18 protein-coding genes are annotated in these 25,849 nt (G+C 74.1%); 8 read left to right on the forward strand and 10 right to left on the reverse strand.

From position 1 onward, the window contains the following. Window positions 1-291 precede the first annotated feature (291 nt). A complete protein-coding gene (locus CD790_RS06620; RefSeq protein ID WP_144382106.1) occupies window positions 292-1,509 on the forward strand; it encodes an acetyl-CoA C-acyltransferase in 1,218 nt (405 codons plus the stop codon). Then, window positions 1,506-3,635, forward strand: a complete 2,130-nt coding sequence (locus tag CD790_RS06625; RefSeq protein WP_144382107.1) for a 3-hydroxyacyl-CoA dehydrogenase NAD-binding domain-containing protein — start codon at window positions 1,506-1,508, stop codon at window positions 3,633-3,635. Before CD790_RS06620 ends, CD790_RS06625 begins: the two co-directional genes overlap by 4 nt. Before the next feature lie 105 nt (window positions 3,636-3,740). Here the strand turns inward: CD790_RS06625 and CD790_RS06630 are convergent, their stop codons facing one another. From CD790_RS06630 to CD790_RS06645, 4 genes are all read right to left on the reverse strand, one after another. Beyond that, window positions 3,741-5,123: an FAD-dependent oxidoreductase gene (locus CD790_RS06630; RefSeq protein ID WP_144382108.1), complete on the reverse strand. Its 1,383-nt coding sequence runs from the start codon at window positions 5,121-5,123 to the stop codon at window positions 3,741-3,743. A gap of 125 nt (window positions 5,124-5,248) precedes the next feature. Further along, entirely contained in the window at window positions 5,249-6,424 is a 1,176-nt protein-coding gene (locus CD790_RS06635; protein WP_144382694.1) for a 4-hydroxybenzoate 3-monooxygenase, read from the reverse strand. Between the two features lie 292 nt (window positions 6,425-6,716). Beyond that, complete coding sequence (locus CD790_RS06640) at window positions 6,717-7,913, reverse strand: thiolase family protein (RefSeq protein ID WP_144382109.1); 1,197 nt, start codon at window positions 7,911-7,913, stop codon at window positions 6,717-6,719. A gap of 124 nt (window positions 7,914-8,037) precedes the next feature. Further along, a complete protein-coding gene (locus CD790_RS06645; RefSeq protein ID WP_144382110.1) occupies window positions 8,038-9,126 on the reverse strand; it encodes a DUF4349 domain-containing protein in 1,089 nt (362 codons plus the stop codon). 170 nt (window positions 9,127-9,296) lie between these two features. Between CD790_RS06645 and hemG the strand changes: the two genes are divergently transcribed. Together hemG and hemQ are read left to right on the forward strand one after the other, a co-directional pair. Next, complete coding sequence (gene hemG, locus CD790_RS06650; protein WP_144382111.1) at window positions 9,297-10,826, forward strand: protoporphyrinogen oxidase; 1,530 nt, start codon at window positions 9,297-9,299, stop codon at window positions 10,824-10,826. Beyond that, window positions 10,823-11,578 carry a hydrogen peroxide-dependent heme synthase gene (hemQ, locus tag CD790_RS06655; RefSeq protein WP_144382112.1) on the forward strand — a complete coding sequence of 252 codons (756 nt, stop codon included), beginning with the start codon at window positions 10,823-10,825 and terminating at the stop codon, window positions 11,576-11,578. The genes hemG and hemQ overlap by 4 nt, the downstream gene beginning before the upstream one ends. A gap of 108 nt (window positions 11,579-11,686) precedes the next feature. Here hemQ and CD790_RS06660 read toward each other — a convergent pair whose 3' ends face one another. The 4 genes from CD790_RS06660 to CD790_RS06675 all read right to left on the reverse strand — a co-directional run bounded on the left by CD790_RS06660 (window position 11,687) and on the right by CD790_RS06675 (window position 17,462). Further along, complete coding sequence (locus CD790_RS06660; protein WP_144382695.1) at window positions 11,687-13,618, reverse strand: alpha/beta hydrolase; 1,932 nt, start codon at window positions 13,616-13,618, stop codon at window positions 11,687-11,689. Between the two features lie 138 nt (window positions 13,619-13,756). Beyond that, entirely contained in the window at window positions 13,757-14,560 is an 804-nt protein-coding gene (locus CD790_RS06665) for a TIGR04222 domain-containing membrane protein (RefSeq protein WP_144382113.1), read from the reverse strand. Between the two features lie 171 nt (window positions 14,561-14,731). Further along, entirely contained in the window at window positions 14,732-15,787 is a 1,056-nt protein-coding gene (locus tag CD790_RS36590) for a TIGR04222 domain-containing membrane protein (RefSeq protein ID WP_313956476.1), read from the reverse strand. A gap of 4 nt (window positions 15,788-15,791) precedes the next feature. Continuing rightward, window positions 15,792-17,462 (reverse strand): DUF692 domain-containing protein, encoded by a 1,671-nt coding sequence (locus CD790_RS06675; protein ID WP_144382114.1) that lies wholly within the window; start codon window positions 17,460-17,462, stop codon window positions 15,792-15,794. A 472-nt stretch (window positions 17,463-17,934) separates the two neighbouring features. Here CD790_RS06675 and CD790_RS06680 point away from each other — a divergent pair, with 472 nt between their 5' ends. After that, window positions 17,935-19,935: a transglycosylase domain-containing protein gene (locus CD790_RS06680; protein ID WP_260867385.1), complete on the forward strand. Its 2,001-nt coding sequence runs from the start codon at window positions 17,935-17,937 to the stop codon at window positions 19,933-19,935. Between the two features lie 81 nt (window positions 19,936-20,016). On the opposite strand, the gene CD790_RS06685 is transcribed toward CD790_RS06680, so the two are convergent. Continuing rightward, complete coding sequence (locus tag CD790_RS06685) at window positions 20,017-21,303, reverse strand: hypothetical protein (RefSeq protein ID WP_144382116.1); 1,287 nt, start codon at window positions 21,301-21,303, stop codon at window positions 20,017-20,019. 483 nt (window positions 21,304-21,786) lie between these two features. On the opposite strand from CD790_RS06685, the gene CD790_RS06695 reads away from it, so the two are divergent. Next, window positions 21,787-22,908: a chemotaxis protein gene (locus CD790_RS06695; RefSeq protein ID WP_144382697.1), complete on the forward strand. Its 1,122-nt coding sequence runs from the start codon at window positions 21,787-21,789 to the stop codon at window positions 22,906-22,908. Window positions 22,909-23,250: 342 nt separating this feature from the next. Here CD790_RS06695 and CD790_RS06700 read toward each other — a convergent pair whose 3' ends face one another. Further along, complete coding sequence (locus CD790_RS06700; protein ID WP_260867386.1) at window positions 23,251-24,021, reverse strand: aminoacyl-tRNA hydrolase; 771 nt, start codon at window positions 24,019-24,021, stop codon at window positions 23,251-23,253. 85 nt (window positions 24,022-24,106) lie between these two features. Here CD790_RS06700 and CD790_RS34440 point away from each other — a divergent pair, with 85 nt between their 5' ends. Both CD790_RS34440 and CD790_RS34445 read left to right on the forward strand, forming a co-directional pair. Continuing rightward, window positions 24,107-25,117 carry an ATP-binding cassette domain-containing protein gene (locus CD790_RS34440; RefSeq protein ID WP_186318908.1) on the forward strand — a complete coding sequence of 337 codons (1,011 nt, stop codon included), beginning with the start codon at window positions 24,107-24,109 and terminating at the stop codon, window positions 25,115-25,117. Next, window positions 25,114-25,803 (forward strand): ABC transporter, encoded by a 690-nt coding sequence (locus tag CD790_RS34445; protein WP_399217051.1) that lies wholly within the window; start codon window positions 25,114-25,116, stop codon window positions 25,801-25,803. The genes CD790_RS34440 and CD790_RS34445 overlap by 4 nt, the downstream gene beginning before the upstream one ends. The last annotated feature ends 46 nt before the right edge of the window (window positions 25,804-25,849 follow it).

Raw genomic sequence — 25,849 nt, forward strand, 5'->3', positions numbered from 1 at the left:
GCTCCCGCTCGTACCCCCGCGCCACCACCGCCCCGGCGGGCCGGCTTCCCGGCCCCCGGGGCGGTTCGCGTGCGGCCCCGTCCCGCGGGGCGCGGGAGCGGTTCCACCGAGCGCGCACCCCGTGTCCCACCCCCGCCGCCGCCCGCGCCGTGTGACGTTCACCGCTACGGCGTAGGGGACTGGGCAGCCTGGTTACCCACAAGTAGCATGACGGTAAGCAGCGAAGCAGCGCGCCGCAGGCGTGTGGCGTGCCCGCAGCAGTGCCATCCCCGCACCTGGAGGAGAGCCAACGTGCCTCGTACCGCTAGGGACGTCGTCTTCGTCGACGGCGTCCGCACCCCGTTCGGCAAGGCGGGCCCGAAGGGCATCTACCACGAGACCCGCGCCGACGACCTGGTCGTCAAGTGCATCCGGGAGCTGCTGCGCCGCAACCCGGACCTGGCACCCGAGCGCATCGACGAGGTCGCCATCGCCGCCACCACGCAGATCGGCGACCAGGGCCTGACCATCGGCCGCAGCTCCGGCATGCTGGCCGGTCTGCCGCAGACCGTCCCCGGCTTCGCCATCGACCGGATGTGTGCCGGCGCGATGACGGCCGTCACCTCGATGGGTAGCGGCATCGCCTTCGGCGCCTACGACATCGCGGTCGCCGGCGGCGTGGAGCACATGGGCCGCCACCCGATGGGCGAGGGCGTCGACCCCAACCCGCGGTTCCTGTCGGAGAAGCTGGTCGACATGTCCGCGCTGTCCATGGGCATGACGGCCGAGAACCTGCACGACCGGCTGCCGCACATCACCAAGCAGCGCACCGACGAGTACGCGGTGCGCAGCCAGGAGAAGGCCGCCAAGGCGTACGCCGACGGCAAGATCCAGCCGGACCTGGTGCCGATCTCCATCCGCCGCACCTCGCCCGAGGGCGGCGAGACGGGCTGGGGCCTGGCCACGGTCGACGAGCCGATGCGCCCGGGCACCACCCTGGAGGGCCTGGCCGGGCTGAAGACCCCGTTCCGTCCGCACGGTCGGGTCACCGCGGGCAACTCCGCGGGCATCAACGACGGCGCCACCGCCTCGCTGGTCGCCGCCGAGGACGTGGCGCGCGAGCTGGGCCTGCCGGTCAAGATGCGCATGGTGTCCTTCGCCTTCGCCGGCGTGGAGCCCGAGGTCATGGGCTACGGCCCGGTGCCCGCCACCAAGAAGGCGCTGGCCAAGGCCGGCCTGTCGATCGACGACATCGGCCTGTTCGAGATCAACGAGGCCTTCGCGGTGCAGGTGCTGTCCCTCCTGGACCACTACGGCATCGCCGACGACGACCCGCGCGTCAACCAGTACGGCGGCGCCATCGCCTTCGGTCACCCGCTCGCCTCCTCCGGCGTCCGTCTGATGACGCAGCTCGCCCGGCAGTTCGAGGAGCAGCCGGAAGTCCGCTACGGCATCACGAGCATGTGTATCGGCCTGGGCATGGGCGGCACCGTGATCTGGGAGAACCCGCACTTCGAGGGGGCCAAGTGAGCACCACCGCAGAACTTCTCAAGGGAGCGGCCGAGCTGTTCCCCGGTGAGGTCGTGACGCAGGCGCACGTCCGTCACCTCGACCTCCCCCTCGGCGCCGGGCGCTTCGCGCTCATCACGCTCGACAACGGCCTGGACCACACCAAGCCGACCACCTTCGGCCCGCAGTCGCTCGCCAACCTCAACGCGGCGATCGACCAGGTCGAGAAGGAGGCCGCGGACGGCGAGATCGTCGGCGTCGGCCTCACCGGCAAGCCCTTCATCTTCGCCGTCGGCGCCGACCTCAAGGGCGTCGAGCTGCTGAAGAAGCACGAGGAGGCGCTGGCCATCGGCAAGGGCGGCCACGACGTCTTCAAGCGGCTGTCCGCGCTGGCCGTGCCGACCTTCGCCTACTACAACGGCGCGGCCATGGGCGGCGGCGTCGAGGTCGGTCTGCACTGCACCTACCGCACCGTGTCGGCCGTGATCCCGGCCTTCTCGCTGCCCGAGGTCTTCCTGGGCCTGGTGCCGGGCTGGGGCGGTTGCGCGCTGCTGCCGAACCTCATCGGCGCCGACCGCGCGGTGAGCGTGATCATCGAGAACTCGCTCAACCAGAACAAGCAGCTCAAGGGCAAGCAGGTCTACGAGCTCGGGATCGCCGACGCGATCTTCGAGGGCGCCGACTTCCTGGAGCGGTCGCTGCACTGGACCGCGTCCGTCCTCACCGGCGCGACCGAGGTCGTCCGCACCGAGGTGGACCGCGGCGAGGCGTGGGACCAGGCCGTGGAGCGCGGCCGGGCGTTCGCCGACTCCAAGGTGCACGGCGCGGCCCCCGCCGCGTACCGCGCCCTGGACATCATCGCCGCCGCCAAGAACGGCGACCTGCGGCAGGGCTTCGACGCCGAGGACCAGGCCCTCGCGGACCTGATCATGGGCGGCGAGCTGCGCAGCGGCATCTACGCCTTCAACCTGGTGCAGAAGCGCGGCAAGCGCCCGGCCGGCGCGCCGGACAAGTCGCTGGCCCGCCCGGTCACCAAGGTGGGCGTCGTCGGCGCCGGTCTGATGGCCTCCCAGCTGGCGCTGCTGTTCGTGCGCCGCCTGGAGGTGCCGGTGGTGCTGACCGACATCGACCAGGAGCGCGTCGACAAGGGCGTGGGCTACGTCCACGAGGAGATCGACAAGCTGCTCCTCAAGGGCCGGATCCACCAGGACAAGGCCAACCGCCTCAAGGCCCTGGTGACCGGCACCCTCGACAAGGCCGCGGGCTTCGGCGACGCCGACTTCGTCATCGAGGCCGTCTTCGAGGAGATGGGCGTCAAGCAGAAGGTGTTCGCCGAGGTCGAGGCGGTCGTGCCGGCGCACACCATCCTCGCCACCAACACCTCCTCGCTCTCCGTCACGGAGATGGCCTCGCAGCTCAAGCACCCCGAGCGGGTCGTGGGCTTCCACTTCTTCAACCCGGTCGCCATCCTCCCGCTGCTGGAGATCGTGCGTGCCGAGCAGACCGACGACGCGTCGCTGGCCACGGCCTTCGCCGTCGCCAAGTCGCTGAAGAAGACGGCCGTCCTGGTGAAGGACGCCCCGGCGTTCGTCGTCAACCGGATCCTGACCCGCTTCATGGGCGAGATCCAGAACGTCATCGACGAGGGCACCCCGGTGGAGACCGCGGAGAAGGCCGTCGAGCCGCTCGGTCTGCCGATGTCCCCGCTGGTGCTGCTGGAGCTGGTCGGCCCGGCCATCGGCCTGCACGTCTCCGAGACGCTGCACGGCGCCTTCCCGGAGCGCTTCACCGTCTCCGAGAACCTCGCCGCCGTGGTCAAGGCCGGCAAGCGCGGCTTCTACGTCTACGACTCCGGCAAGCCGGAGCTGGACCCCGAGGTCGCCGCCCTCCTCAAGCAGGGCGATGTGGTCCTCACCGAGGAGCAGGTGCGCGCCCGCGTCCTCGACGCGGTCGCCCAGGAGATCGGTCTGATGCTCGACGAGGGCGTCGTCGCCGAGGCGCAGGACATCGACCTGTGCCTGATCACCGGCGCCGGCTGGCCCTTCCACCTCGGTGGCATCACCCCGTACCTGGACCGCGAGGGCGTCTCCGAGCGGGTCAACGGCAAGACCTTCCTGCCGGCGGGCGTCGCCAGCGTCCCGGCGTAACCGGGCGCGGGTCTGACGACCCGGCATGACGGCGACGGGCCGCACGGGATCACTCCCGTGCGGCCCGTCGCCGTCGCGCGAGAGGACCGCGCGGCCGGGCGCGGTTCAGCCGCCGGCCGCCCGCACCGCCGCGAACGCCTTGCGGGCCGCGACCAGCACCGGGTCCCAGACCGGGGAGAAGGGCGGGGCGTAGCCGAGGTCGAGGGCGGTCATCTGCTCGACCGTCAACCGGGCGGTGAGGGCGACGGCGGCGATGTCCACGCGCTTGGCGGCGCCCTCCCGGCCGACGATCTGGACGCCGAGGAGCCGGCCGGTGCGCCGCTCGGCCAGCATCTTCACCCGCATCGGGCGGGCCCCGGGGTAGTAGCCGGCCCGACTGGTCGACTCCACGGTGACGGTGACGAAGCGCAGTCCGGCCGCCGCGGCCTGCCGCTCCAACAGGCCCGTACGGGCGATCTCCAGGTCGCAGACCTTGCTGACGGCGGTGCCCACGACGCCCGGGAACGTGGCGTAGCCGCCGCCCACGTTGGTGCCGATGACCTGGCCGTGCTTGTTGGCGTGGGTGCCCAGCGGGATGTGCCGGGTGTCGCCCGAGACCAGGTCCAGCACCTCGACGCAGTCGCCGCCGGCCCAGATGTCCTCGTGGCCCCGGACCCGCATCCCCAGGTCGGTCAGCAGCCCTCCGGACGGCCCGAGCGGCAGCCCGGCGGCGCGGGCGAGCTCGGTCCGCGGGGTCACCCCGATGCCCAGGACCACCACATCGGCGGGGTACTCGGCGTGCTCGGTGGCGACGGCGCGCACCCGGCCGTCCCCACCGGTGAGGATCTTGGTCACCTCGGCGGCGTTGACCGTCTCGATGCCCATGCCGCGCATCGCCTCGTCGACCAGCCGCCCCATGTCGGGGTCGAGAGTGGTCATCGGCTGCTCGGCGGCGTTGACCAGGGTGACCTGGTAGCCGCGCCGGACCAGCGCCTCGGCCATCTCCACGCCGATGTACCCGGCCCCGACCACCACCGCCCGGCGGCCCGTGGCCCGGTCCAGGGTCTCCAGCAGCGCCCGGCCGTCGTCCAGGGTCTGCACGCCGTGCACCCCCGGCGCGTCGATCCCGGGCAGCGGCGGCCGTACCGGACGCGCCCCGGTGGCGATGACCAGCCGGTCGTAGCCCCACCACGCCTCCTCGCCCGAGGCCAGGTCGCGGGCGCGCACCCGCCGCCCCGACACGTCGATCTCGTCGACCTGGGTGCCCATCCGCAGGTCGATGCCGCGCTCCCGGTGCTCCTCGGGGGTGCGGGCGATCAGCGCGTCGGGCCCCGACACATCGCCGCCGACCCAGTACGGGATGCCGCAGGCGGAGTACGAGGTGAAGGGGCCGCGTTCGAACGCGACGATCTCCAGTTCCTCCGGGCCGCGCAGCCTGCGCGCCTGGGAGGCGGCGGACATGCCCGCCGCGTCGCCCCCGATGACCACCATCCGCTGCCGCGCCGCCATGGCCCGTCCCCTTCCCGACGCGCCCGATGCCGCGTCCTGTCCGTCGCGTTCTGTCCGTCGCGTCCTGTCCGTCCTGCGTCCTGTGCACCGCGTCCCGTCCGTCGCGCCCGGTCGCTGCCGCCAGGCTAGATCGGCAGCCCCGCGTAGTTCTCGGCGAACTCGGCGGCCGCGGTCTTCGAGGTGGCGATCCGGTCGAGCGCGGCCAGCTGTGTCCGGTCCTCGAAGGGGCCCTGGTCCGGGTGGCGGTGGAGCGTCGTGGTCATCCAGCTCGCGAAGCGCACCGTCTGCCAGACGCGGCGCAGACAACTGTCGGAGTAGGTGTCGAGCAGGGCGGTGGAGCCGGTCCGGTGGCGGTGGACGAGCGCCGCGGCGAGCGCGACCGCGTCGGCCACCGCGAGGTTGAGCCCCTTGGCGCCGGTGGGCGGCACGATGTGCGCCGCGTCGCCCGCCAGCAGCAGGCTGCCGTAGCGCATCGGCTCGTGGACGAAGGCCCGCATGCCGGTGACCGAGCGGGCGGTGATCGGTCCACGGCGCAGCTCCCAGCCGCCGTCGGGGGTGGCCAGCCGGATGCTCAGGGCGTCCCAGACGCGCTGCTCGGACCACTCGGCCGGGTCGGTGCCGTTGGGCACCTGGAGGTAGAGGCGGGAGACCGCGGGGGAGCGCATGCTGTGCAGCGCGAAGCCCTCCGCGTGCCGGGCGTAGATCAGTTCGTCGTCGCCCGCGGGGACGTCCGCCAGTACGCCCAACCAGGAGTAGGGGTACTCCTGGACGTAGGTGCGGGCGGCCCGGGCCGGGACGGTGCGGCGGGCCACGCCGTGGAAGCCGTCGCACCCCGCCACCACGCCGCAGCTCAGGGTCCGCTCACGGCCCTCGTGGGTGAAGTGGATGACCGGGGCGCCCGACTCGACGCCGGTCACCCCGCGCACCTCGGCCCCGAACAGCAGCGGCGGCCCGTCGGCGAGCTGCAGCGCCACCAGGTCCTTGACGACCTCGGTCTGCGCGTAGACGGTGACGGACCTGCCGCCGGTCAGGGACGGCAGGTCGACGCGGTGCGCGCGGCCGTCGAACCGCAGCTCGACACCGTGGTGCGGCAGCCCCTCGCGGTCCAGCCGGGCGCCGACGCCACAGCCGCGCAGCGTGTCGACGGTGCCCTGTTCCAGCACCCCGGCGCGCTGCCGCCGCTCCACATGGTCCCGGTCGCGGCGCTCCAGCACCACGCAGTCGACGCCCGCCCGGTGCAGCAGTCGGGCGAGCAGCAGCCCCGCCGGGCCGCCGCCGATGATGCCCACACAGGTGCGCATCAGCGACGCCCGGGGCACGTCGCCGGGCGTACGCCGGCCGGGGCCGCTAATCGGGAGCGCCGCCCGGTGGTGCCGGTCGTGCCGGCCGGGTCGTCGGGCGCCGCCACGGCGCCGGAACGCGACGGGGGACGGGGATGGGGCTGGGGGATCATGGGGGTTCCTCCCTCGGCATACGTCGCCGCACGTCAGCCGGCGTCCGTGGACACCGACCGGCCGAACGGCTCGCTGGAACGGCGGCCGTCCGGGGCGGACGGCCGCCGTACGGGCCCGGTGATCACCGTACTGCGCCCCGTCACCGCTCCAGGACGAGGGCCTGTCCCTGGCCGACGCCGATGCACAGCGCGGCCACCCCGGTGCCGCCGCCCGCGGCCGCGAGCTGGTGGGCGACCGAGCCGGTCAGCCGGGCGCCGGAGGCGCCGAGCGGATGGCCGATCGCGATGGCGCCGCCGCGCGGGTTGACCAGCGCCGGGTCCAGCTCCGGCAACTCGGCGAGGCAGCCCAGCGCCTGGGCCGCGAACGCCTCGTTGAGCTCGACGGTGGTCAGCCCGTCGAAGCCGTGGCCCGCCTTGGCGAGGGCGCGCCGCACCGCCTCTACGGGGCCGAGGCCGAACCACTGCGGGGCGATCCCGGTGACGGCCGAGGCCCGGATCCGGGCCAGCGGCTCGCGTCCGGTGGCGCGCAGCCCCTCCTCGTCGCAGAGCAGCAGCGCGGCGGCACCGTCGTTCAACGGTGAGGAGTTCCCCGCGGTGACCGTGCCGGTGCCGTCGGCGCGGAAGGCCGGCTTGAGCTTCGCGAGCGCCTCCATGGACGAGCTGTCGCGGATCGTCTCGTCACGCTCCAGCCCGGTGTCCGGATACCCGACCACCTCGGGGTCGTAGAGCCCGTCCTTCCAGGCGCGGGCCGCCTTGTGGTGGCTGTCGAGCGCGAAGGCGTCCTGTGCCTCGCGGCTGATGCCGTGCTTGCCGGCGATCAGCTCGGCGCCCTCGCCCAGCGGGACGGTCCACTCCGGCGGCATCGCCGGGTTGGTCATCCGCCAGCCGAGGGTGGTCGAGTACATCTGCTGGTGGCCGGCGGGGAAGCCGCGCTCCGGCTTGGGCAGCACCCAGGGGGCACGGGACATCGACTCCACACCGCCCGCCAGCACGACATGGGCGTCGCCGACGGCGATGGCGCGGGCGGCCTGGACGACCGCCTCCAGGCCGGAGCCGCACAGTCGGTTGACCGTCGTGCCGGGCACCGACACCGGCAGCCCGGCCAGCAGCAGCGCCATCCGCGCCACGTTGCGGTTCTCCTCGCCCGCGCCGTTGGCGTTGCCGAAGACGACGTCGTCGACGCGGGCCGGGTCGAGGTCGGGGGCGCGGCCCAGCAGGGCGCGCACCACATGGGCCGCCAGGTCGTCGGGGCGGACCCCGGACAGCGCGCCGCCGTACTTCCCGATGGGGGTACGGACGGCGTCGACGACGTACACATCCCGCAGGCGGTCGCTCATGTGCTCTCTTCCCGCTCTCTTCCGCGCCGGTCGCTCGCCCGGTTCTCCGCGCTCGCCCGTTCGCCTAATGAACGTTCGTTCATCATCGACTCGTGGAGAGTCTCGACCCCCGGCCTTCCGGGTGTCAATGGGCCCCGGGGTCGACCCCGGGCCCCGCCCCGTCGCCCGCTTCGGAGCCCGTCCCCGCCGGCTCCGGACCCCTCGCCGGCCGCGTGGTCGCCGCGGGCTCCATGGTCGCCGCCGCGGGCTCCGTGGCCTCCGGCTCCCTCGGACGCCCGACGCCCGGCCGGGACGCGCGCCACCTCGCGGGAGCGAGCGGCCGGCGCCGGACCAGCCGCACCACCAGGACGACCAGCGCCGCCGCCACGGCGAACGGCGACACCGCGCCGCAGGCCACCGCGACCCACCGGACCGCGGTGGTGAAGGCGTGCCAGCCACCGGAGAGCGCGTCGCCGAAGCCCGGCTCGTCGTCCCCGCCGTCCGCCGCCTCGGCGTCCGGCGCGTGGAGGTTGAGCGTGACGGTCGCCATCGCGGTCTGCTCCTTCAGGGCGGCAAGCTGCGCCTGGAGCGCCTCCAGATCGGCCTGGCGGGTGCTCAGCTCGCCTTCCAGCGTCACCACGTCGCCGAGTGAGGTGGCCCGGTCCATGAGCGCGCGGACCCGTGCGACGCTCGCCTTCTGGCTGGCGACGCGGCTCTCCACGTCCACCATCCGGTCGGTGACGTCCTTGACGCTCACCCTCCGCTCCACCAGCCTGCCGAGCCGGCCCAGCTCGTCCAGGAGGTCCTGGTACGCGGCGGGCGGCACCTTCAGTTCGACGCGCGACCGCCGCCGCCCGTCGGGGTCCTGGTCGGTGGTCTCGTCGCCGGCGTAGCCGCCCGCCCGGTCGACCGCCGCGCGCGCCCGGCTCAGCGCGCCGGCCACATCCTCGGTCCGTACGGTGAGCGTCGCCGTATGGACCACCTGCTTCGGCCCCCGCACGGGGCGGCCCGGTCGTTCCCCCTCGCCGAGCGACCTGCCGTCGGCGCCGCGTCCGCCGTCCTTTCCGCCGCCCTGTCGCTTCGCGTCCGCGTCGGCGGCCCCGCCCTGGGGCGCGGACACCGCCTCCTTCCTGTCGTCGCTCGCCCCGTCTCCCGGGTCGCCGCAGCCGGCGAGCGCGAGCCCGGCCGCCAGCAGCGTGGCGGCGAGCGCGGTGATCGGATGGTGCCTGCGCATCGAAGGTCCCCCTCTGGCCGGTTGGTTCCGGATGCCGCTTGGACGGGGGCCGCGGGGCGGCGGTTGCCGGTGAGGGGTACCGGTGCGGTCACGGTGTGGACTCGGAACGGTCGAAACGGAGCCACCGGGTCGGCGATGGCGCGCCAGGAGGGTCTGAGAGAGTAGGAGACATGGACGCAGCACGCACTCCTGGCAACGGTCCGACTGGTCACGTCGTCGTCATCGGCGGTGGCATCTCCGGCCTGGCGGCCGCCCACCGGCTGCTGGCGGGCGGCGTCGGGGTGACCGTGCTGGAGGCGTCGTCGCGGCTGGGCGGCAAGCTGCTCGCGGGCGAGATCGCGGGCGTGCCGGTGGACCTGGGCGCCGAGTCGATGTTGGCGCGCCGCCCCGAGGCGATCGACCTCGCGCGCGCCGCCGGCCTCGCCGAGCTGCTCCAGCCGCCCGCCACCACGACCGCCGGGGTGTGGACCCGCGGCGGGCTGCGGCCGATGCCCCGCGGCCATGTGATGGGCGTGCCCGGCGGGCCGGAGGCGCTGGCCGCCTCCGGGGTGCTCTCCGACGCCGGGCTGGCCCGGATCGCCCGAGAGCCGGAGCTGCCCCCCGTCGAGGTCGGCGAGGACGTCGCCATCGGCGCGTATGTCGCGGAGCGCTTCGGCCGGGAGGTCGTCGACCGGCTCGTCGAGCCGCTGCTGGGCGGGGTGTACGCGGGTGACGCGTACCGCATCTCGATGCGCGCCGCCGTCCCCCAGCTCTTCGAGGCCGCCCGCGGCCACCGCACGCTGACCGAGGGCGTCCAGGCCGTGCAGCGAGGCCGCGCGGCGGTGGAGCGGGACACGCCGGTCTTCATGGGCATCGACGGAGGCGTCGGCCGACTGCCGCTCGCCGTCGCCGACGCCGTCCGCGCGGCCGGCGGCGAGATCCGCACCGACGCCCCCGTGCGCGAACTGCGGCGCGGCGCGGACCGCGGGCCGGCCGCCGGGGAGCTCGACCGGGCGGGCGCCTTCGGGGGGACCGGGACCTTCGAGGGGCCGCGAGCCGGGGCGCGCGGCTGGACCGTGGTCACCGCCGACGGCACGGCGCTGACGGCGGACGCCGTCGTGCTCGCCGTTCCCGCCCCCGCCGCCGCCCGACTGCTGGCCGCCGACTCCCCGGCCGCGTCCGCCGAGCTGGCCGGCGTCGACTACGCCTCGATGGCGCTGGTCACCATGGCCTTCCGCCGCTCCGACGTCGCCGGGCTGCCCACCGGCAGCGGCTTCCTGGTGCCGCCGGTCGACGGCCACACCATCAAGGCCGCCACCTTCTCCAGCCACAAGTGGGGCTGGGTCCGGGACGCCGACTCCGAGCTGTTCGTGCTGCGCACCTCGATCGGGCGGTTCGAGGACGACGCGGACCTGGGGCGCGAGGACGCCGAACTGGTGGAGATCTCGCTCGCCGACCTCGGCGAGGCGGTCGGGCTCGCCGCCCGCCCCGTCGCCACCCGGGTCAACCGCTGGGAGCACGGCCTGCCGCAGTACCCCGTCGGCCACCTGGACCGCGTCGCCCGCGTCCGCGAGCAGGTCGCCAAGCTGCCGGGGCTGCGGGTGTGCGGCGCGGTGTACGAGGGCGTGGGCATCCCGGCCTGTGTGGCCAGCGGTCGAAGCGCCGCCGACGAACTGCTGGCGACCCTGGCGCCGGGCGCCACGGGCCGAGAGCGAGAATGAGAGACATGACTGATCCCGCTGCTGCCAACACACCCGAGAACGCCGCCCCCGCCAAGGCCCCCAACGCCGGCAAGAAGGCCAAGGACCTCAACGAGGTCATCCGCTACACCCTGTGGTCGGTCTTCAAGCTGCGCGACGTGCTGCCGGAGGACCGCACCGGCTACGCCGACGAGGTGGAGGAGCTGTTCAAGCGGCTCGCCGCGAACGACGTCACGGTGCGCGGCACCTACGACGTGTCCGGGCTGCGGGCCGACGCGGACGTCATGATCTGGTGGCACTCGGAGACCGCCGACGCGCTCCAGGAGGCGTACAACCTCTTCCGCCGCACCCGGCTCGGCCGCGCGTTGGAGCCGGTGTGGTCGAACATGGCGCTGCACCGCCCCGCCGAGTTCAACAAGTCGCACATCCCGGCCTTCCTGGCCGACGAGGTCGCGCGCGACTACGTGAGCGTCTACCCCTTCGTGCGGTCGTACGACTGGTACCTGCTGCCGGACGAGGACCGCCGCCGGATGCTCGCGGACCACGGCAAGATGGCCCGCGGCTTCCCCGATGTGCGCGCCAACACCGTCGCCTCCTTCTCCCTCGGCGACTACGAGTGGATCCTCGCCTTCGAGGCCGACGAGCTGTACCGGATCGTCGACCTCATGCGTCATCTGCGCGGCTCCGAGGCTCGCCGCCATGTGCGCGAGGAGGTCCCGTTCTTCACCGGCCGCCGTAAGTCGGTCGGCGACCTGGTCGACGGACTGGCCTGACCGGCCCGCCCCCCCTGCACCACGACGCGGAACGCCCAGGGCCCGATGGCCCTGGGCGTTCCGCGTCCTCAGCGGGTCGGTCGGACCCTCCTCAGCGGGTCGGTCGGATCAGGGGATCGCGGGGAGCGCCGCGCGCAGCGGGTGGCGCTCCCTCTCGAGTGCCTTCTTCGCGGCGTGCTGCCGCCCCTTCCCGTCGCCCTTCCCCTCGTCCCGCTGCTTCTCCTGGCGCTTCCCCCCACTCTCCTTCTTCTCCTTCGCCGTCGTGCCGACGACCGTGTCCGGAGCCTCCTTGACCGGCTGGGGCTCGGCGCGCGGCGCGCAGTACGCGTCGCCGCTCGAAGGCACCCGCCCGGTGAGCAGGTAGTCGTCGACGAACCGGTTGACGCAGGCGTTGGAGCCGCCGGAGATGCCATGGGTACCCGCGTCCTTCTCGGTGACCAGCGCCGAGTCGGGCAGCCGGCGCCGCAGCTCCAGCGCCCCGGCGTACGGCGTGGCCGCGTCCCGCTCGGCCGCCAACAGCAGCACCGGGGGCAGCGCGCCCGGCTCGGCGCCGATGTCCAGCGGCTGCTGCTGTCGGGCGGGCCAGTAGGCGCACGGCAGATTCATCCGGGCGTTGTCCCAGGTCTCGAACGGGGCCCGGCGGGCGAGCTCGGTGTTGTCGGCGTCCCACACCGACCACTGGCGCGGCCAGCTCGCGTCGTTGCACTCCACGGCGGTGTAGACGGCGTTGCCGTTCTCCTCGGACGCGGCGCCCTCGGGGTCCGGGGCGGCCAGCGCGGTCAGCGGCCTGGCGTCCCCCTCCAGATACGCCGACAGCGCCCGGGCGCTGGGCGCCCAGTAGCCGTCGTGGTAGCCGACCCGCAGGAACGCGGCGTGCAGTTCGCCGGTGCCGATGACGCCGCCGGCCGGGGCCCGGTCGAGGCGCCGTCGCACGTCCTCGTAGGTGGTGGACACCTGCTCCGGGGTGCTGCCCAGGTGGTAGACGTCGTCGTGCTTGGCGGCCCAGGTGCGCCAGTCGTGCCAGCGGCCTTCGAAGGCCAGCGACTGCTCCAGGTTGTTCCGGTACCAGATCTGCCCGGGGTCGGGGTTGACGACGCTGTCCAGCACCATGCGGCGCACGTGCCCCGGGAAGAGGGTGGCGTAGAGCGCGCCGAAGTAGGTGCCGTAGGAGGCGCCGAGGAAGTTCAGCTTGGACTCGCCGAGCGCCGCCCGGATCACATCGAGGTCGCGGGCGTTGTTGAGGCTGTTGTAGAACGGCAGATCGCCGCCGCCGTTGCGGGCGCAGCCGTCCGCGTACAGCCGCGCCTTGACGATCATCTGCCGCTTGAACGCGGCGGAGGGGTGGGTCGGCGAACTGCTCGGGGCCTTGTGGAACTCCGCCGGCTCCTGGCAGGACAGCGGCGCGGAACGGCCGACCCCGCGGGGCGCGTAGCCCACGAAGTCGTACGCCTTGGCGAGGTTCTGGTAGCCGGGCTCGCTGGCGTAGCTGGGGAAGGACATGCCCGAGCCGCCGGGTCCGCCGGGGTTGTAGACGAGTGCGCCCTGGTGGGGGACGGGGGCGTCGTGCCCACTCGTCCCGTCGGCCCGGTCGTCGTCGTGGCCCTCGCCGTGCCGCCGGCGCCCGGCCTCCCGGGCCTCCTTGGCGCCCTTGGCGCTTTTCGCGCTCTTCGCGTCCTTGGCCTCTTCGCCGCCCTTGCCGCCCTCGGCGTTCGTGTCGCCGCGGTCCCCGGCCGCCTCCTTGGCGACCTCGCCGCCCTGGCCGGTGTCCGCCGCGGTCCCGGTGCCCGTGGCGCGCGCCCGGCTGACGGTCAGGGTGATCTGACGGCCGTCGGGGTCCGCGTAGTCGAGCGGCACGGTGACCGTGCCGCACTCGACGGGGGCCGGCAACCGTTCGACGCGGGGACACGGCCCGAAGGCGATGCCCTTGGCCGCGGCGCGTTCCGCGGCCACCGCCACGCCGAACGCCTCGTCCTCACCGCCCACCGAACGGGGGCCGGTGGGCGTGGTCCCGGTGGCGGGGGTGACGGTGAGGGCTGTCATGACCAGGGATCCCAGGGCGCCATACAGTGCTGCTGCTCTCACACGCCATCCCTTCATAGGCTTTCCCGAAAAAACCACATCAAGGGGATATTTGGCGTCATATGGAGTGAAGTAAAGGACCGGGCCGCGGTGTCGGCGTCAATGCCCCCAATGCGCCCCGACCGGCTTTCCCCTGAGCGCCGCGCGCAGCGCCGGGTCGGCCAGCGCCCCCGCGCCGTGCACCGCGAGCGCGGTGAGGTCGTCACCCGCCCGTGCGGTCCCGTCGTCGGCGCGCGGCGGTCGTCGCGGCACGGTGATCCGGCCCAGCATCCGCTGCCCGGCGGGAGAGGCCCAGTTGGTGTACGGGTGCACCTCCGCCTGGGCGATCAGCAGACAGCCGACGGTCAGCACCAGCGGCAGCGCGAACCACGCGACCACCATGCCCCGGCCGGTCTCCGGCGGCACCATCAGCAGCGCCGCGGCCGCCGCCAGCGTCACCAGCGCACAGGCCCCGCGCACCTGGCGGACCGCCGCCGTCACCCCGGCGCGGGCCGTGAGCGGCACCGCGAGCCCGGCCGTGACCAGCCGGTCGGCCAGCGCCCGTACGGATTCGGTGGTGGCGAGCGCCGCGCGGACCATGGGGACGGGTGACTGGCCCTCCGGCCCTATGGCCGTGATGACCGAGCGCTCCAACTCGTCCCGGCCGTCGGGGTCCACCACCGTGACCCAGCCGGTGTAGGCGAGCAACACCCGATGTTGGCGGTACATCGACACCAGCGCGAGGTCGGTGACCCGCTGCGGCCCGCCGGACAGGAACGCCGTCTCGTAGAGGTTCAGGTCGCGGTCCATCACCGCCTGGGTCGTGTCCGGCGCGTCGGCCGCGGCGACCGCGGCCGAGCACAGGCGGGCGCAGGACACCCCCGCCGCGACCCAGGCGACAAGGAGGAACAAGACCCACAACATGGCGGCCGTTCTACTCGACGGAAACCGCGTTCCGCCATGGTCTTACCGGAACTCGACTCGCGCCACTCGAACGGCCGTCCGCATGCGACGGCCGCCGCGTGACGGCCGCTCAGAACGGCGCTCCAGGCCCGGCGGGGCATTCGGCGGGGTCCTTCGGCGGGGCGGGCGGGCTCAGTCCCCGCCCCCGCCGCCTCCGCAGCCGCCGCCACAGCTCGAACCGCCTCCGCCGCCGTCGCCCCCTCCGCCGTCCGAGCTGGAGACGCCGCAGAAGGAGGCGCCGCAGCCACCCCCGCCGCCGCCGTCCGAGCCGGAGCCGCCGTCACCGGTCGAGCCGCACCAGTCGACGTGGATCTCCACACCGGTCCAGACGTCCGAGCCGCTTCCGGTGGCCGCGGCGTCGGCACGCCGCGCCTGGAGAAGCTGGTCCCGCAGGTCGGGGACGTAGGTGAGGGCCGCGGGCCCACCGAGGGCGACCACGACGGCCGCCGGGGTGGCGGCACCCGGCCCGCCGCCGTTCGCGCCGCCACGCGCCCGGCCGTGCCGCGACCCCGCCCCCACGCCGGGGCCGGTGTACCCGCTCTCCAGCCGGTAGGCGACCAGGGCCCGCCGGCCCGCGCGGGTGATCCGCCGCACGGCCAGGGTCCGGCAACCGGCCCCCGCCACCGCCCCGCCGAGCAGCGCGGGCAGCAGCGACAGAAACGCGGCGAAGCCGAAGTCGGCGACTCCGCCGACGACGCTCAGCACCAGGGCCAGCACCAGCGCCGCCCCGCAGACCCTGGTCTGGAGGGTGCCCAGCCGGTGCCAGCGCCGCATCGCGCCAGGCGGCACCAGCAGCCCCCGGCCGGCCAGTCGATCCCCGATCCCCTGGACGGCCGGGCCGCACGTCAGCGCCGTGCGCAGCGCGGCCCAGGCACCGTGCGGAGCCCGGGCGTACTCCTGGAGCAGCGCCTCCTCGACCGGTTGTCGGGCCACCGACCGCCGCACCGAGACCACGCCGGGGCCGCCGATGGACAGCCGGCCGTCCACGCACATGCCGCACAGGACCGTGTCCGCCACCCGGCCCGGACCGCCCGCCAGGAACGCCGCCTCCATCAGGTCGTGCGCCCGCTCGTCCGACGCCGCCCCGGCCGCCCGCCGAGCCCGGTACGTCCCTCGGGCCAGCGCCACCGAGGCGGCGGCGACCGCCACATAGGCCAGGGACACCCCGGCCGTCGTTATCACGCTCACGCCGTCACCCGCGCCGCAGGGCCTGGCGCGCGGCGCGGGCCACCCGGGAGGCGCCCGCGGCGCGCACCAGTCGGGCGGCGGTCCCGGCGGACCGCGGCGCGGGCCCCGAGCGCTCCCGCCACCAGGCGGTCAGCTGCCGCCGGGCCTCCGCGTCCCGCGGCTGCTCCGTCGCCAGCAGGTGCTCCGCGAAGGAGAGGGCGTCGCGGCGGTAGCCGCCGGTCATCGGCCGGGAGCGGGCGTACCGGAGGAAGGCGGCCCGGTAGCCCGGGCCCAGGATGCGCGGCAGCTCCGGCGCCACCTTCGCCACCACCTCGGCCCGCTTCGCCACCAGCGCGCGGCTCTGCACCCGCAGCCGCCGCCGGTCGAAGCCCTCCGGCGTGGGCGTCCCCGCCACCAGCGCGGAGAGCAGCGCCGTCTGAGCCAGCGCCAGCCGCTCGCGCACCCCGGAAGCGCCCTCACCACCGCCCGCGTCGCCGCCGGCGGCCTCACCACCGCCCGCGTCCGCGGGAGCGCCGGTCTCCGCGCGGCCGGTCGTCGGGTCGTCGGTCTCCGCGCGGCCGGTCGTCGGGTCGTCGGTCTCCGCGGGGCCGTCGGCCCGCCGAGCGCGCGCCACCGCCGCGCGCTCGGTGTTCTCGGTCGTGTCGTCGAAGGCGGTACGGCCGGCGCCGCCGGCGGAAGGCGCCGGGTGGTTCCGGGCCGCCGTGGCGGCCGCGGACTCCGCACGGGCGGCCGTCCGTACGGCGCCAAGGGCGTCTGCGCCGGCGGTCGGCCGGCCCGCGGCGGTGGGCTTCCCCGGGGCCGGGGCGGCCCCCGCCGGATCGGCCGCGGCGACCGCGACCGCCGCGTTCAGGGCGGCCTGTTCGGTGACCGTGCGGATGGCGTCGAGCTCGGCGGCCAGCTCCTCGTACGGGGGGAAGTCGTCGTCGCGCTCCAGCAGCACGCCGGGCGGGGTGGTGCGCTCGCAGAGCCGGGCGAGGACGTCGAGCACCGGGGCGGACACCGGGTGGGCGTGGCTGTCGTGCCAGACGCCGTCGCGCTCCACGCCACCGGCGACGTGGACGTAGGCGATGGCCGACAGCGGCAGCTCGGCCAGGGCCAGGGCCGGGTCCTCGCCGCGGTTGACGTGGTTGGTGTGCAGGTTGGCCACGTCGATGAGCAGCCGGACGCCGGTCCGCTCCACCAGCTCGGACAGGAACTGCCCCTCCGTCAGCTCCTCGTCCGGCCAGGAGATGAGCGCGGCGATGTTCTCCAGCGCCAGCGGCACGGGGAGCGCGTCCTGGGCGATCCGCACGTTCTCGCAGAGCACGTCCAGCGCCTCGCGGGTGCGCGGCACCGGCAGCAGGTGTCCGGCCTCGATCGACGGCGAGGCGGTCAGCGGCCCCCCGGCCCGTACGAACGCGATGTGCTCGGTGACCAGCGGGGCGCCCAGCAGCTCCGCCCGGGCGGCGAGCGCCGCCAGCCGCCGCGGCTCCGGCCGCTCCGCGCCGCCGAGACCGAGCGAGACCCCGTGTGGCACGACGGCGGTCCCCCGGTCGAGCAGTCGCCGCAGCGCGTCCGGAAGGTGGTCATCGCATATGTTCTCCGCCACGACCTCGACCCAGTCGATGCCGGGCAGCCGCTCGATCTCGTCGGCGATCTCCGGACGCCAGCCGATCCCGGTACCAAGACGCTCCATGATTCCCCCTTTCGTACACGTGCGGGAGTCATGACCCCCCGGAGACAGGACGAATCCCCGAGCGCCGTGGTTCTGAGCATCATTTGAGCTTGCGTCGGGGCGGCACAGGGGGGCCGCCGCGCCCCGTCGTCCCCGTGCGTCGACGAGACCCCGCGTTCGGGGGGAGAGCGCGGGGTCTCATCCGGTCGAACGGACGGGCCGTCGGCGCGGTTCCCGGCGCGCCTCAACGGACACGGGTAGCGGTATGTCATTACTGTTACAAACTTAGGGGGCCTCATGCGATAGATGTTCGGAAGGCGGCATAGGGTACGTGTCGTCTTGGGGGAAAAGACGATCGGACCTTTGTGCCGCGCTGACGTGCGCGGAGCGTGGGGGCAACGTGCAAGGCAGTAACAACAACTCCGCGGGCAGACACCGCAGCAGACACCGCCGTAAGCCGGCTGCGTCGCCCTCGGCCACCAAGGCATGGGCGGTGCGTCGCTGGGCATTCCGGCGGCTGCGGCTGGACTACCCGCGGGCGGGCAGGAGCGGCGTGCGGCGCTGGCTGCCGTCGTGGCGCCAGATCGGCCTGCTCTTCCTCTTCTGCGTCGGCAGTCTGACCGGTTTTCTCGGATATATCTACTGGCAGACCCAGATACCCGAAAACCTCAATGAGTTCGCCACGCAACAGGACAATGTTTACTACTGGGCCGATGGCACCGAAATGGCCCGTACCGGGCCGGTGAACCGGCAGGACATCGCCCTGGAGAAGATCCCGGAGAAGGTGCAGTGGGCGGTTCTGGCCGCCGAGAACGCCAACTTCTACTCCGACAGCGGAGTCTCTCCGTCCGGGCTGATGCGCGCCGTGTCCAAGATGGTCACGGGTGGGGACACCCAGGGCGGCTCGACCATTACCCAGCAGTATGTGAAGAACGCCTATCTGAACCAGCGACAGACCCTCTCCCGCAAGCTCACCGAGATGTTCATCGCGATCAAGCTGGACAACAAGATGAGCAAGGAGGACATCCTCGAGGGATATCTGAACACCAGCTGGTTCGGGCGCGGCACCTACGGCATCCAGCGGGCCGCCAACGCCTACTACGGCAAGAACGTCTCCGAGCTGAACGTGAGCGAGGGCGCCTTCCTCGCCTCGCTGCTCAAGGGCGCCGGCTCCTTCGACCCCGCCATCAGCGCCAAGAACCGCGCTCGGGCCGTGGAGCGCTGGGAGTGGGTGCTCGACCGCATGGTGGAGATCGGGGAGCTCTCCGCGGAGGAGCGGGCCAAGTACACCAAGTTCCCCGAGCCCAAGGAGCCGCCCAAGCAGGTGGGGCTGAGCGGGCAGATCGGCTACCTGGTGGACACCGCCCGCGCCTATGTCGGCTCCCACACCGACATCTCGGACGCCGACTTCGACCTGGGTGGCTACCAGATCCACACGACCTTCGAGAAGCCGAAGGTGGAGGCGCTCGCGAAGGCCGTGGAGAAGGCGCAGAGCCGGCTCGACCCGAAGAAGAACGCCAACGACAAGTACGTGCGCGTCGGCGCCGCCTCCGTCGCCCCCGACGGGCGGATCGCCGCGCTGTACGGCGGCCCCGACTACCTCAAGCAGGGCTTCAACGACGCCAACGCGTCCAATGTGCCCGCCGGCACCGCCTTCACGCCGTTCGTGTACGCCGCCGCCCTGCGCGACGGCGTCCTGCGCGAGCGCGGCGGCGCGCGGACCCCGGTCTCCCCGGAGAGCGTCTACAACGGCGACGACAAGGTCGCGGTGACCACGCCGGAGGGCCCGTACTGGGACCGCAGCGGAAAGATCGTCCGCGGTGAGAACGACGGCGGGAAGTCCTGGGGCCAGGTCACCCTCCGCCAGGCCGTCGAGGACTCCATCAACACCCCGATGATCCAGCTCGGCATGGACGTCGGCCTCGACCGGGTGCGCCGCGCCTCGGTGGACGCCGGGCTGCTGCCGACCAGCTTCGGCGTGCCGCGCGTGCCCGGGTTCTCGCTCGGCACGGCCACCCCCAGCGCCATCCGGATGGCCAGCGCGTACGGCACCTTCGTGGCCGAGGGCATGCACGCCCAGCCGTACTCCGTCACCTCCCTCAAGCTCAACGGCGACGCGGTCGAGCTGGAGAAGGAGCGCCCCGACCGGGCCTTCAGCCCCCAGGTGGCCGAGCAGGTCGACGAGGCTCTGAAGGGCGCTGTGGCCCAGGGGAGCGCGCGGCAGGCCGCCACGGTGGCTCCGGGGGCGGGTGGCAAGACCGGCACCGCGCAGGACGGGAAGTCGGCGTGGTACGTCGGGTACACGAGGGACATGTCGACGGCGGTGTCGCTGTCGCGACTGCACCCCAAGACGCAGGAACTGCTGCCACTGAAGGGGATGACCGGGACCAGCGGCCTCGGCGAGGCGGGCGGCACGGTCCCCGGGGCGGTCGGAGGGGACTATCCCATCGACATCTGGACCGACTACATCGGGTCGGTGCGCGGCTCCTCCTGAGCCGCCCGGCTCCCGCTCAGCGGGAGCCGGGGTCCCTCCGGGGCCGAGGCATCCGCCCCGCCCCCGGAGGGACCCGGGGTGTCACTTCTTCACGAAGGTCGACCAGTCCGGCGACTGCGCCGGGTCCAGCATCCGCAGCTTCTCCAGCACCTTCGGGTCCTGGGCGTCGAGCCAGTCCGCGAGCTGCTTGAACGACACGCAGTGCACGCCCTCGCGCGTGCACACGGTCCGCATCACGTCCTCGATGGCCTGCATGTAGATGCCGCCGTTCCACTGCTCGAAGTGGTTGCCGATGAACAGCGGCGCGCGGCTGCCGTGGTAGACGCGGTCGAAGCCGTTGAGATAGGCGTCCCGGGTGAGCTTCTCCCACTCCGGGTACTTCGCCGGGTCGCCCTCGGTGGTGTCGCCGGACTGGTTGTAGAGGAAGTTGAAGTCCATGGACAGGACCTGCTTCTCGCTCTGCGGGTAGGGCACCAGCTGCAGCGGGAAGTTCCACACCCCGTCGATCTTCGACGGCCAGATCTGGAAGTCGCCCGGCGAGCTCGCGTCATAGCGCCAGCCCATGGGCTTGACCGCCCGGATGAGGTTCTTCTGTCCCTCCAGGCACGGCGCGCGACCGCCCACCAGCTCCACGTCGTAGTCGAACGGCAGCGCGGGCAGGTCGGTGTAGCCGGTGTTGGTCTTCCAGTTCTTGACGAACGCGTACTGCTGGTCGGTCTCGCTCTTCCACTCGGCCTGGCTCCAGTCGTTGCCGCCCTTGGCGCCGCAGAAGTGGCCGTTGAAGTGGGAACCGATCTCGTGCCCGTCCTTCCAGGCGCCGCCCAGCTGCTGGATGGTGTCCCGGATGTGCCCGTCGGTGGCGAAGGAGATGGCGGCGGAGCCGGGGCTGTGCTGCGGCGGCAGATAGCGGTGCTTCTGCGACTTGGGCAGCAGGTACATGCCGGTGAGGAAGAACGTCATCTGGGCGTTGCTCTCCTTGGCCACCTGCCGGAAGTGGGAGAACAGGTGGTCGTCGCCCTCCAGGGCGCCGTCCCAGGAGAAGACCACGAACTGCGGCGGCTTCTCGCCCGGCTTCAGCCGCTTCCACTTGCGCTGGTTCGGCTGCGGCCCGGTGTACGAGGTGGAACCGTCCCCGATGACCTTGGTCTCGCCGTCCCAGTCCCCGTACTTCGCCTCCTCCTTGCTCTTCTTCGGCTCCCCCTGGCGAGCCTGCTGGCTCGTCCGAGGAGCCGGGTCGTCCTTCGCCGGTCCGGCCACGTCCGAGGAGTCGGCGCCGGAGCCGCCGCCGGACGTCAGGGTGATGACCAGCGCCACGACGACAGCCACGGCGATGAGCGCGGCTATGCCATAAGTGCGCTTTGCCCGCATACCTTTCAAGGTGTCCCACCCCTGTTGCAGCAAGTATGAAAATTCGGTGCCTTAGTATCACAGAAGCATCACAGGGCTTCGCGCAGGTCCGCGATGAATGAGCATTCCCCGCCTGACCTGGGGCGATGATGGGACCATCCCCCGCCCCGGTCGGACGGGCCCGAGCAGCCGCCACCGTAGGGCGTCCCACTCGGCCCTCGGTCGTGAGCCGCGGCCGAAGCCGTGGACGCGCCCGTCGGTCCCGTCCACGCGCCCGTCGGTCCCGTCCACGCGCCCGTCGGTCCCGTCCACGCGCCCGTCGGTCCCGTCCACGCGCCCGTCGCCGGGCCGGACGTCCGCCCGCCCGCCCGGCCGGGGCGCCGGCCGGGCGGGCGGGCGCCGGGCAGGGCCACCGACGGGGTGTCCGGGCGCCCGCTCCGTGATGCGGGCCCGCCGGGTGTGGGTGATCCTGCTGGTGCAGGCAGGCCCCGTCGAAAGGTCATGATGCGCACCACCGATCTGACATCCAGCACGCTGGCCGCCCTCCGTACGCGACGGACCTACCCGGCGGTCACCGTCACCCTTCCCACCCATCGGCGAGAGACCGACAACGCGCAGGACTCCACCCGGCTGCGCCGGCTCGTCGCCGAGGCCAAGCACCGCCTGGAGGACGACCCCCAGGTGCCGCGCGACGCGCGCTTCGACATCAGCGGCCGGCTGGACAAGGCCGTGGCCGAGCTCGACCTGCGCCACTGCCTCGACGGGCTGGTGATCTTCGCGGCCGCCGGCGAGCACCAGGTGTGGTCCCTGCCCTGGTCCGTCCCCGAGCGCGTCGTCTTCAGCGACACCTATCTGACCCGCAACCTGGTCTCGGCGCGGGAGCGCGTGCGGCCGTACTGGGTGCTGGCCGTCGCCGTGGACCGGACGACGCTCTGGAGCGGCAGCGAGAACACCCTGCGCGAGGAGCGCACCGCCGACTTCCCGGCCGAGCCGGAGCCGCGGGACAACGTCGATCCCGAGCGCGAGGAGCGCATCGGCGACGCGCCGAGCGCCTATGACGACGAGCGCACCCGTCACTACATGCGGCAGGTCAACTCCGCCGTCGAGACGCTGCTGGCGACCGACCCGCGCCCGCTCTACCTGATGGGTGTGGCGCCCGCGCTCAGCCTGCTGGAGGAGACAGGCGGCGCCGCCAAGGCCGCCGTGGCGAAGATCGTCAAGGGCGGTCTGACCAACGGCCCGGCCCCGGTGCTGGCCGAGGCCGTGGCCCCGGCCCTGGCCGAGCAGGCCAAGCGCGACACCGAACGGGCCATCGGCCGCGTCGAGCAGGCCCAGGGCCGCAAGGCGTTCGCCGCGGGGCTGAACGAGGTGTGGCAGACGGTGAAGGAGGGCCGCATCGACCTGCTGGTGGTCGAGGAGAACTACGCGCAGACGGTGCGGGTCGCGGAGGAGCACCTGCTCCCGGTCGCGGAAGGCGAGACGACCGGCGGCGGCGTGCAGTCCGTGCGTGAGGACATCGTCGACGAGATCGTCGAGGCCGCGCTGGAGACGGGCAGTGAGGTGGCGTTCGTGCCCGACGACACGCTGGCCGCCCACGAACGCATCGTGGCGGCGCTGCGGTTCTGACGCCCCGAGCGCCCGGAGCCCCGCCCGGCCGCCCGTGGGCGGACACCCGCGGGCGGCCGGGGCCTGGCACCGGGGGGCCGGCCCCGGAGGTCGCCTCTGCGGGGGCCGGAACGGAGCCGCCCTCCGTCGGATCCAGACCGGGGGTCGTCCTTCGCGGGGGCCGGACCCGGGGCCCGTCCTCCGCGGCGCCCGGACCGGGACCGTCCTCCGTGGGGACCAGACAGCAGCCGCCAGGCAAGAGCCCAGACCGGAGCCGTCGGGCAGGAGCCGGCTTCCGTGGGGGCCGGACCGGCCGTCCTCCGTGAGGCCCAGACGGGGCTGCCCACCGAGGGGCGGGGCGGGTCAGGCGTGGGGCAGTCGGGCGCGTAGGGCCGGGTGGTCGGCGACCACGGTGCAGGAGCCGGGGGCGATCTCGGTGAAGCCGGCGTCGCGGACGACCGGCAGCCCGGAGGCGGTGAGCCGGGCCCAGCGCGCCGGCTCGGCGGTGCGCACGGACAGCGCGAAGCCCGCGGCGCGCCAGGCCGCCCGCTCCGCGTCGGCCAGCTCCCACCAGGCGAGCTGCGCGCCGTGACCGGCCTGGGCCATCGCCTTGCCCGCGGACATCTCCAGCTCGGGGCTGAGCCACAGCACGGGCGCGCCGTCGTCCGGCGCGGTCGGGGGCTCGGGGTCGTCGAGGTCGGTGCCCGAGACCTGGAGCTTCACGAGCTCCTTGGGCCATCCGTCGAGCGGCACCGGCGGGAAGACCCGCACCTCGGCCGCGTGCCCGGTGACCGTGATGCCCGGCAGCGCCGCCGCGCGCCGCCACTCGGCCCCGCGCGCCCGCCGCACCACCTTGCGGATCCGCGCGTCCTGCCAGTCGCGCACGGCCTCCGCCCAGGCGCCGTCCGCGGCCGTCGCCCGCTCGTCCGAGAGCAGCATGAGCACCGCGCGGGCGGCCGTCTCCAGGGCGTCGGTACGGGCCGGGGGAGCGGCCTTCTCGATGCGGACCAGCAGCGGCAGCACGAACTGCGGCGCGGCGTCCCGCTCCGCCTCCGGGCGACGGGCCGGGCGGCCGGGGTACGGGTCTCCCTGGTGGGGGACGGCGGTGCTGGGACGCGGATCAGGGCTGGTCACCGTCCCAGTGTGCCAGCACCGCGGAACGAAGATCACGTCCGGTCTGACGTGGCCTTTACCGGTGCCGATCGTAGGCTCAACCCCCATGAGACTGCACGGAGTCGGGCGCCGGTACGGGCTCGGGGGGCCTTGGGTGCTGCGCGGTGTCGACCTCGAGCTGCCGTCGAGCGGCCTGGTTCGCGTCGAGGGGGTCAACGGCGGCGGCAAGTCCACCCTGCTGCGACTGCTGGCCGGGATCGACGCCCCCAGCGCGGGCCGGATCACCGGCCGGCCCCGTGCCGCCTACGTGCCCGAGCGCTTCCCCGCGGCCCTGCCCCTGACCGCCCTCGGCTACCTCACCCACCTCGGCCGGATCCACGGCCTGGAGCGGACGGCCGCGCGGCGTGCCGCCGGCGACTGGCTGGAGCGCTTCGACGCGCTCGGCCACGCCGACACGCCGCTGGCCGCGCTGTCCAAGGGCACCAGCCAGAAGGTGGCCGTCGCCCAGGCCCTGCTCGCCGAGCCCGGCCTGCTCGTCCTCGACGAGGCGTGGACCGGCCTCGACCAGTCGGCACGCGGCGTCCTCGACCGCGCGGTCCAGGCCCGGGTCGCGGCCGGCGGGCTGGTCGTCTTCGTCGACCACGACCCGCTCCGCCTGGCCGGTGCCGCGGACGTCGCCTACCGGGTGGCCGACGGGGGGCTGCTGCCGGCGTCGGCCCCGGCGGCGGACGCCACCCCCGCGCCGGACCGATCCGGCACCGGCGGAACCGCGGCCGGCCTCGATACGGGCCCGCCGCGCGACGCGCCGCGGGCCGGGCGGGGAGCGCCCGGGCCTCGCGTGGCGATCGACGTCGAGGGCCCGCCGGGGGCCACGCTGCCCGACCGCCTGCCCGGCGCGCCCGAGGTCTCCGCGGCCGCTCCGCCCGGCACCGCCGGCGGCGCCGGGCGCCCGGTCCGGCTGACCGTCGGCGCCGCGCACTCCGACGCGCTGCTGCGGGCCCTGCTCTCGGGCCGGCCGCCCTGGCACATCCGGGCGGTCACCCCCGTGCCGCCCGGGGCCGTGCGCCCGACCGGCGCCGCCGACGACCATCCACTGCCGAGCCAGAGGACGCCGTGACCGCCTCGCTGCCCGTACTCGTCCACTATCAGGCGGCGCTTCTGGCCCGCTCGTACCGCTGGCTGGCGCCGTTGCTGCTGTACTGCGTCTTTCTGGTCGTCGGGGTGCGGACCGGCGAACCGATCCTCGACTCGCTGGGCGGCGCGGCGGCGGCGCTGCTCCCGGTCTCCGCCTGGTTGGTGCGGGTGTGTCTCGGCAACGAGCCACTCGCCGCGCGGGACTGCGCGACCGCCGCGGCCGGCCCCGTGCGGGTGCAGCTCGCCTGCCTGATCACCGCGCTGGGCAGCGCGCTCGGGCTGGGTACCGTCGGAACGCTGCTGGTCGCGGCCTTCAGCGACCCGCGCAGCTCCGACCTCCGGGTCGACGTGCCCCTCGGGGAGGCGACCGCCGCCGGACTGCTGGCCGCCGTCGCCTGCGCGTTGCTCGGCACGGCGCTCGGGGCGCTGTGCGGCCCGCCGCTGCTGCACAGCCCGGCCTGGGCCGTCCCCGCCACCGCGTGCGGTGCGCTGTTGGCCCTGGTGGTGGGGGGCTCGCCCGCCAACGCCGCCGTGTCAGCCCTGGTGAGCGGCTCCCACAGCGGCACCGTGGCGGCGCCGCTGTGGCCGCTGGCCGGCGCCGCCGTCCTCACGGCCGCGGTGGTCGGGCTGTCCTGCGCGCTCCGCGCCCGCTGGACGCCGCGGCTGTGACCGCCGGTGCCGACCCGGCCGCCGGCGGGGTGCCCCGCCGGCGGCC

Origin of the sequence: Streptomyces sp. SAJ15, from assembly GCF_007595705.1 — a bacterium.
In the GTDB taxonomy this organism is placed as follows: Bacteria; Actinomycetota; Actinomycetes; order Streptomycetales; family Streptomycetaceae; genus Streptomyces.

Coding starts and splice junctions, on each gene's coding strand:
- hemQ (WP_144382112.1), top strand. CDS start 10,823: ATGAGAGACATGACTGATCCCGCTGCTGCCAACACACCCGAGAACGCC.
- CD790_RS06645 (WP_144382110.1), bottom strand. CDS start 9,126: ATGCGCAGGCACCATCCGATCACCGCGCTCGCCGCCACGCTGCTGGCG.
- CD790_RS06640 (WP_144382109.1), bottom strand. CDS start 7,913: ATGAGCGACCGCCTGCGGGATGTGTACGTCGTCGACGCCGTCCGTACC.
- CD790_RS06660 (WP_144382695.1), bottom strand. CDS start 13,618: ATGACAGCCCTCACCGTCACCCCCGCCACCGGGACCACGCCCACCGGC.
- hemG (WP_144382111.1), top strand. CDS start 9,297: ATGGACGCAGCACGCACTCCTGGCAACGGTCCGACTGGTCACGTCGTC.
- CD790_RS06635 (WP_144382694.1), bottom strand. CDS start 6,424: ATGCGCACCTGTGTGGGCATCATCGGCGGCGGCCCGGCGGGGCTGCTG.
- CD790_RS06675 (WP_144382114.1), bottom strand. CDS start 17,462: ATGGAGCGTCTTGGTACCGGGATCGGCTGGCGTCCGGAGATCGCCGAC.
- CD790_RS06630 (WP_144382108.1), bottom strand. CDS start 5,123: ATGGCGGCGCGGCAGCGGATGGTGGTCATCGGGGGCGACGCGGCGGGC.
- CD790_RS06685 (WP_144382116.1), bottom strand. CDS start 21,303: ATGCGGGCAAAGCGCACTTATGGCATAGCCGCGCTCATCGCCGTGGCT.
- CD790_RS06695 (WP_144382697.1), top strand. CDS start 21,787: ATGCGCACCACCGATCTGACATCCAGCACGCTGGCCGCCCTCCGTACG.
- CD790_RS34440 (WP_186318908.1), top strand. CDS start 24,107: ATGAGACTGCACGGAGTCGGGCGCCGGTACGGGCTCGGGGGGCCTTGG.
- CD790_RS06665 (WP_144382113.1), bottom strand. CDS start 14,560: ATGTTGTGGGTCTTGTTCCTCCTTGTCGCCTGGGTCGCGGCGGGGGTG.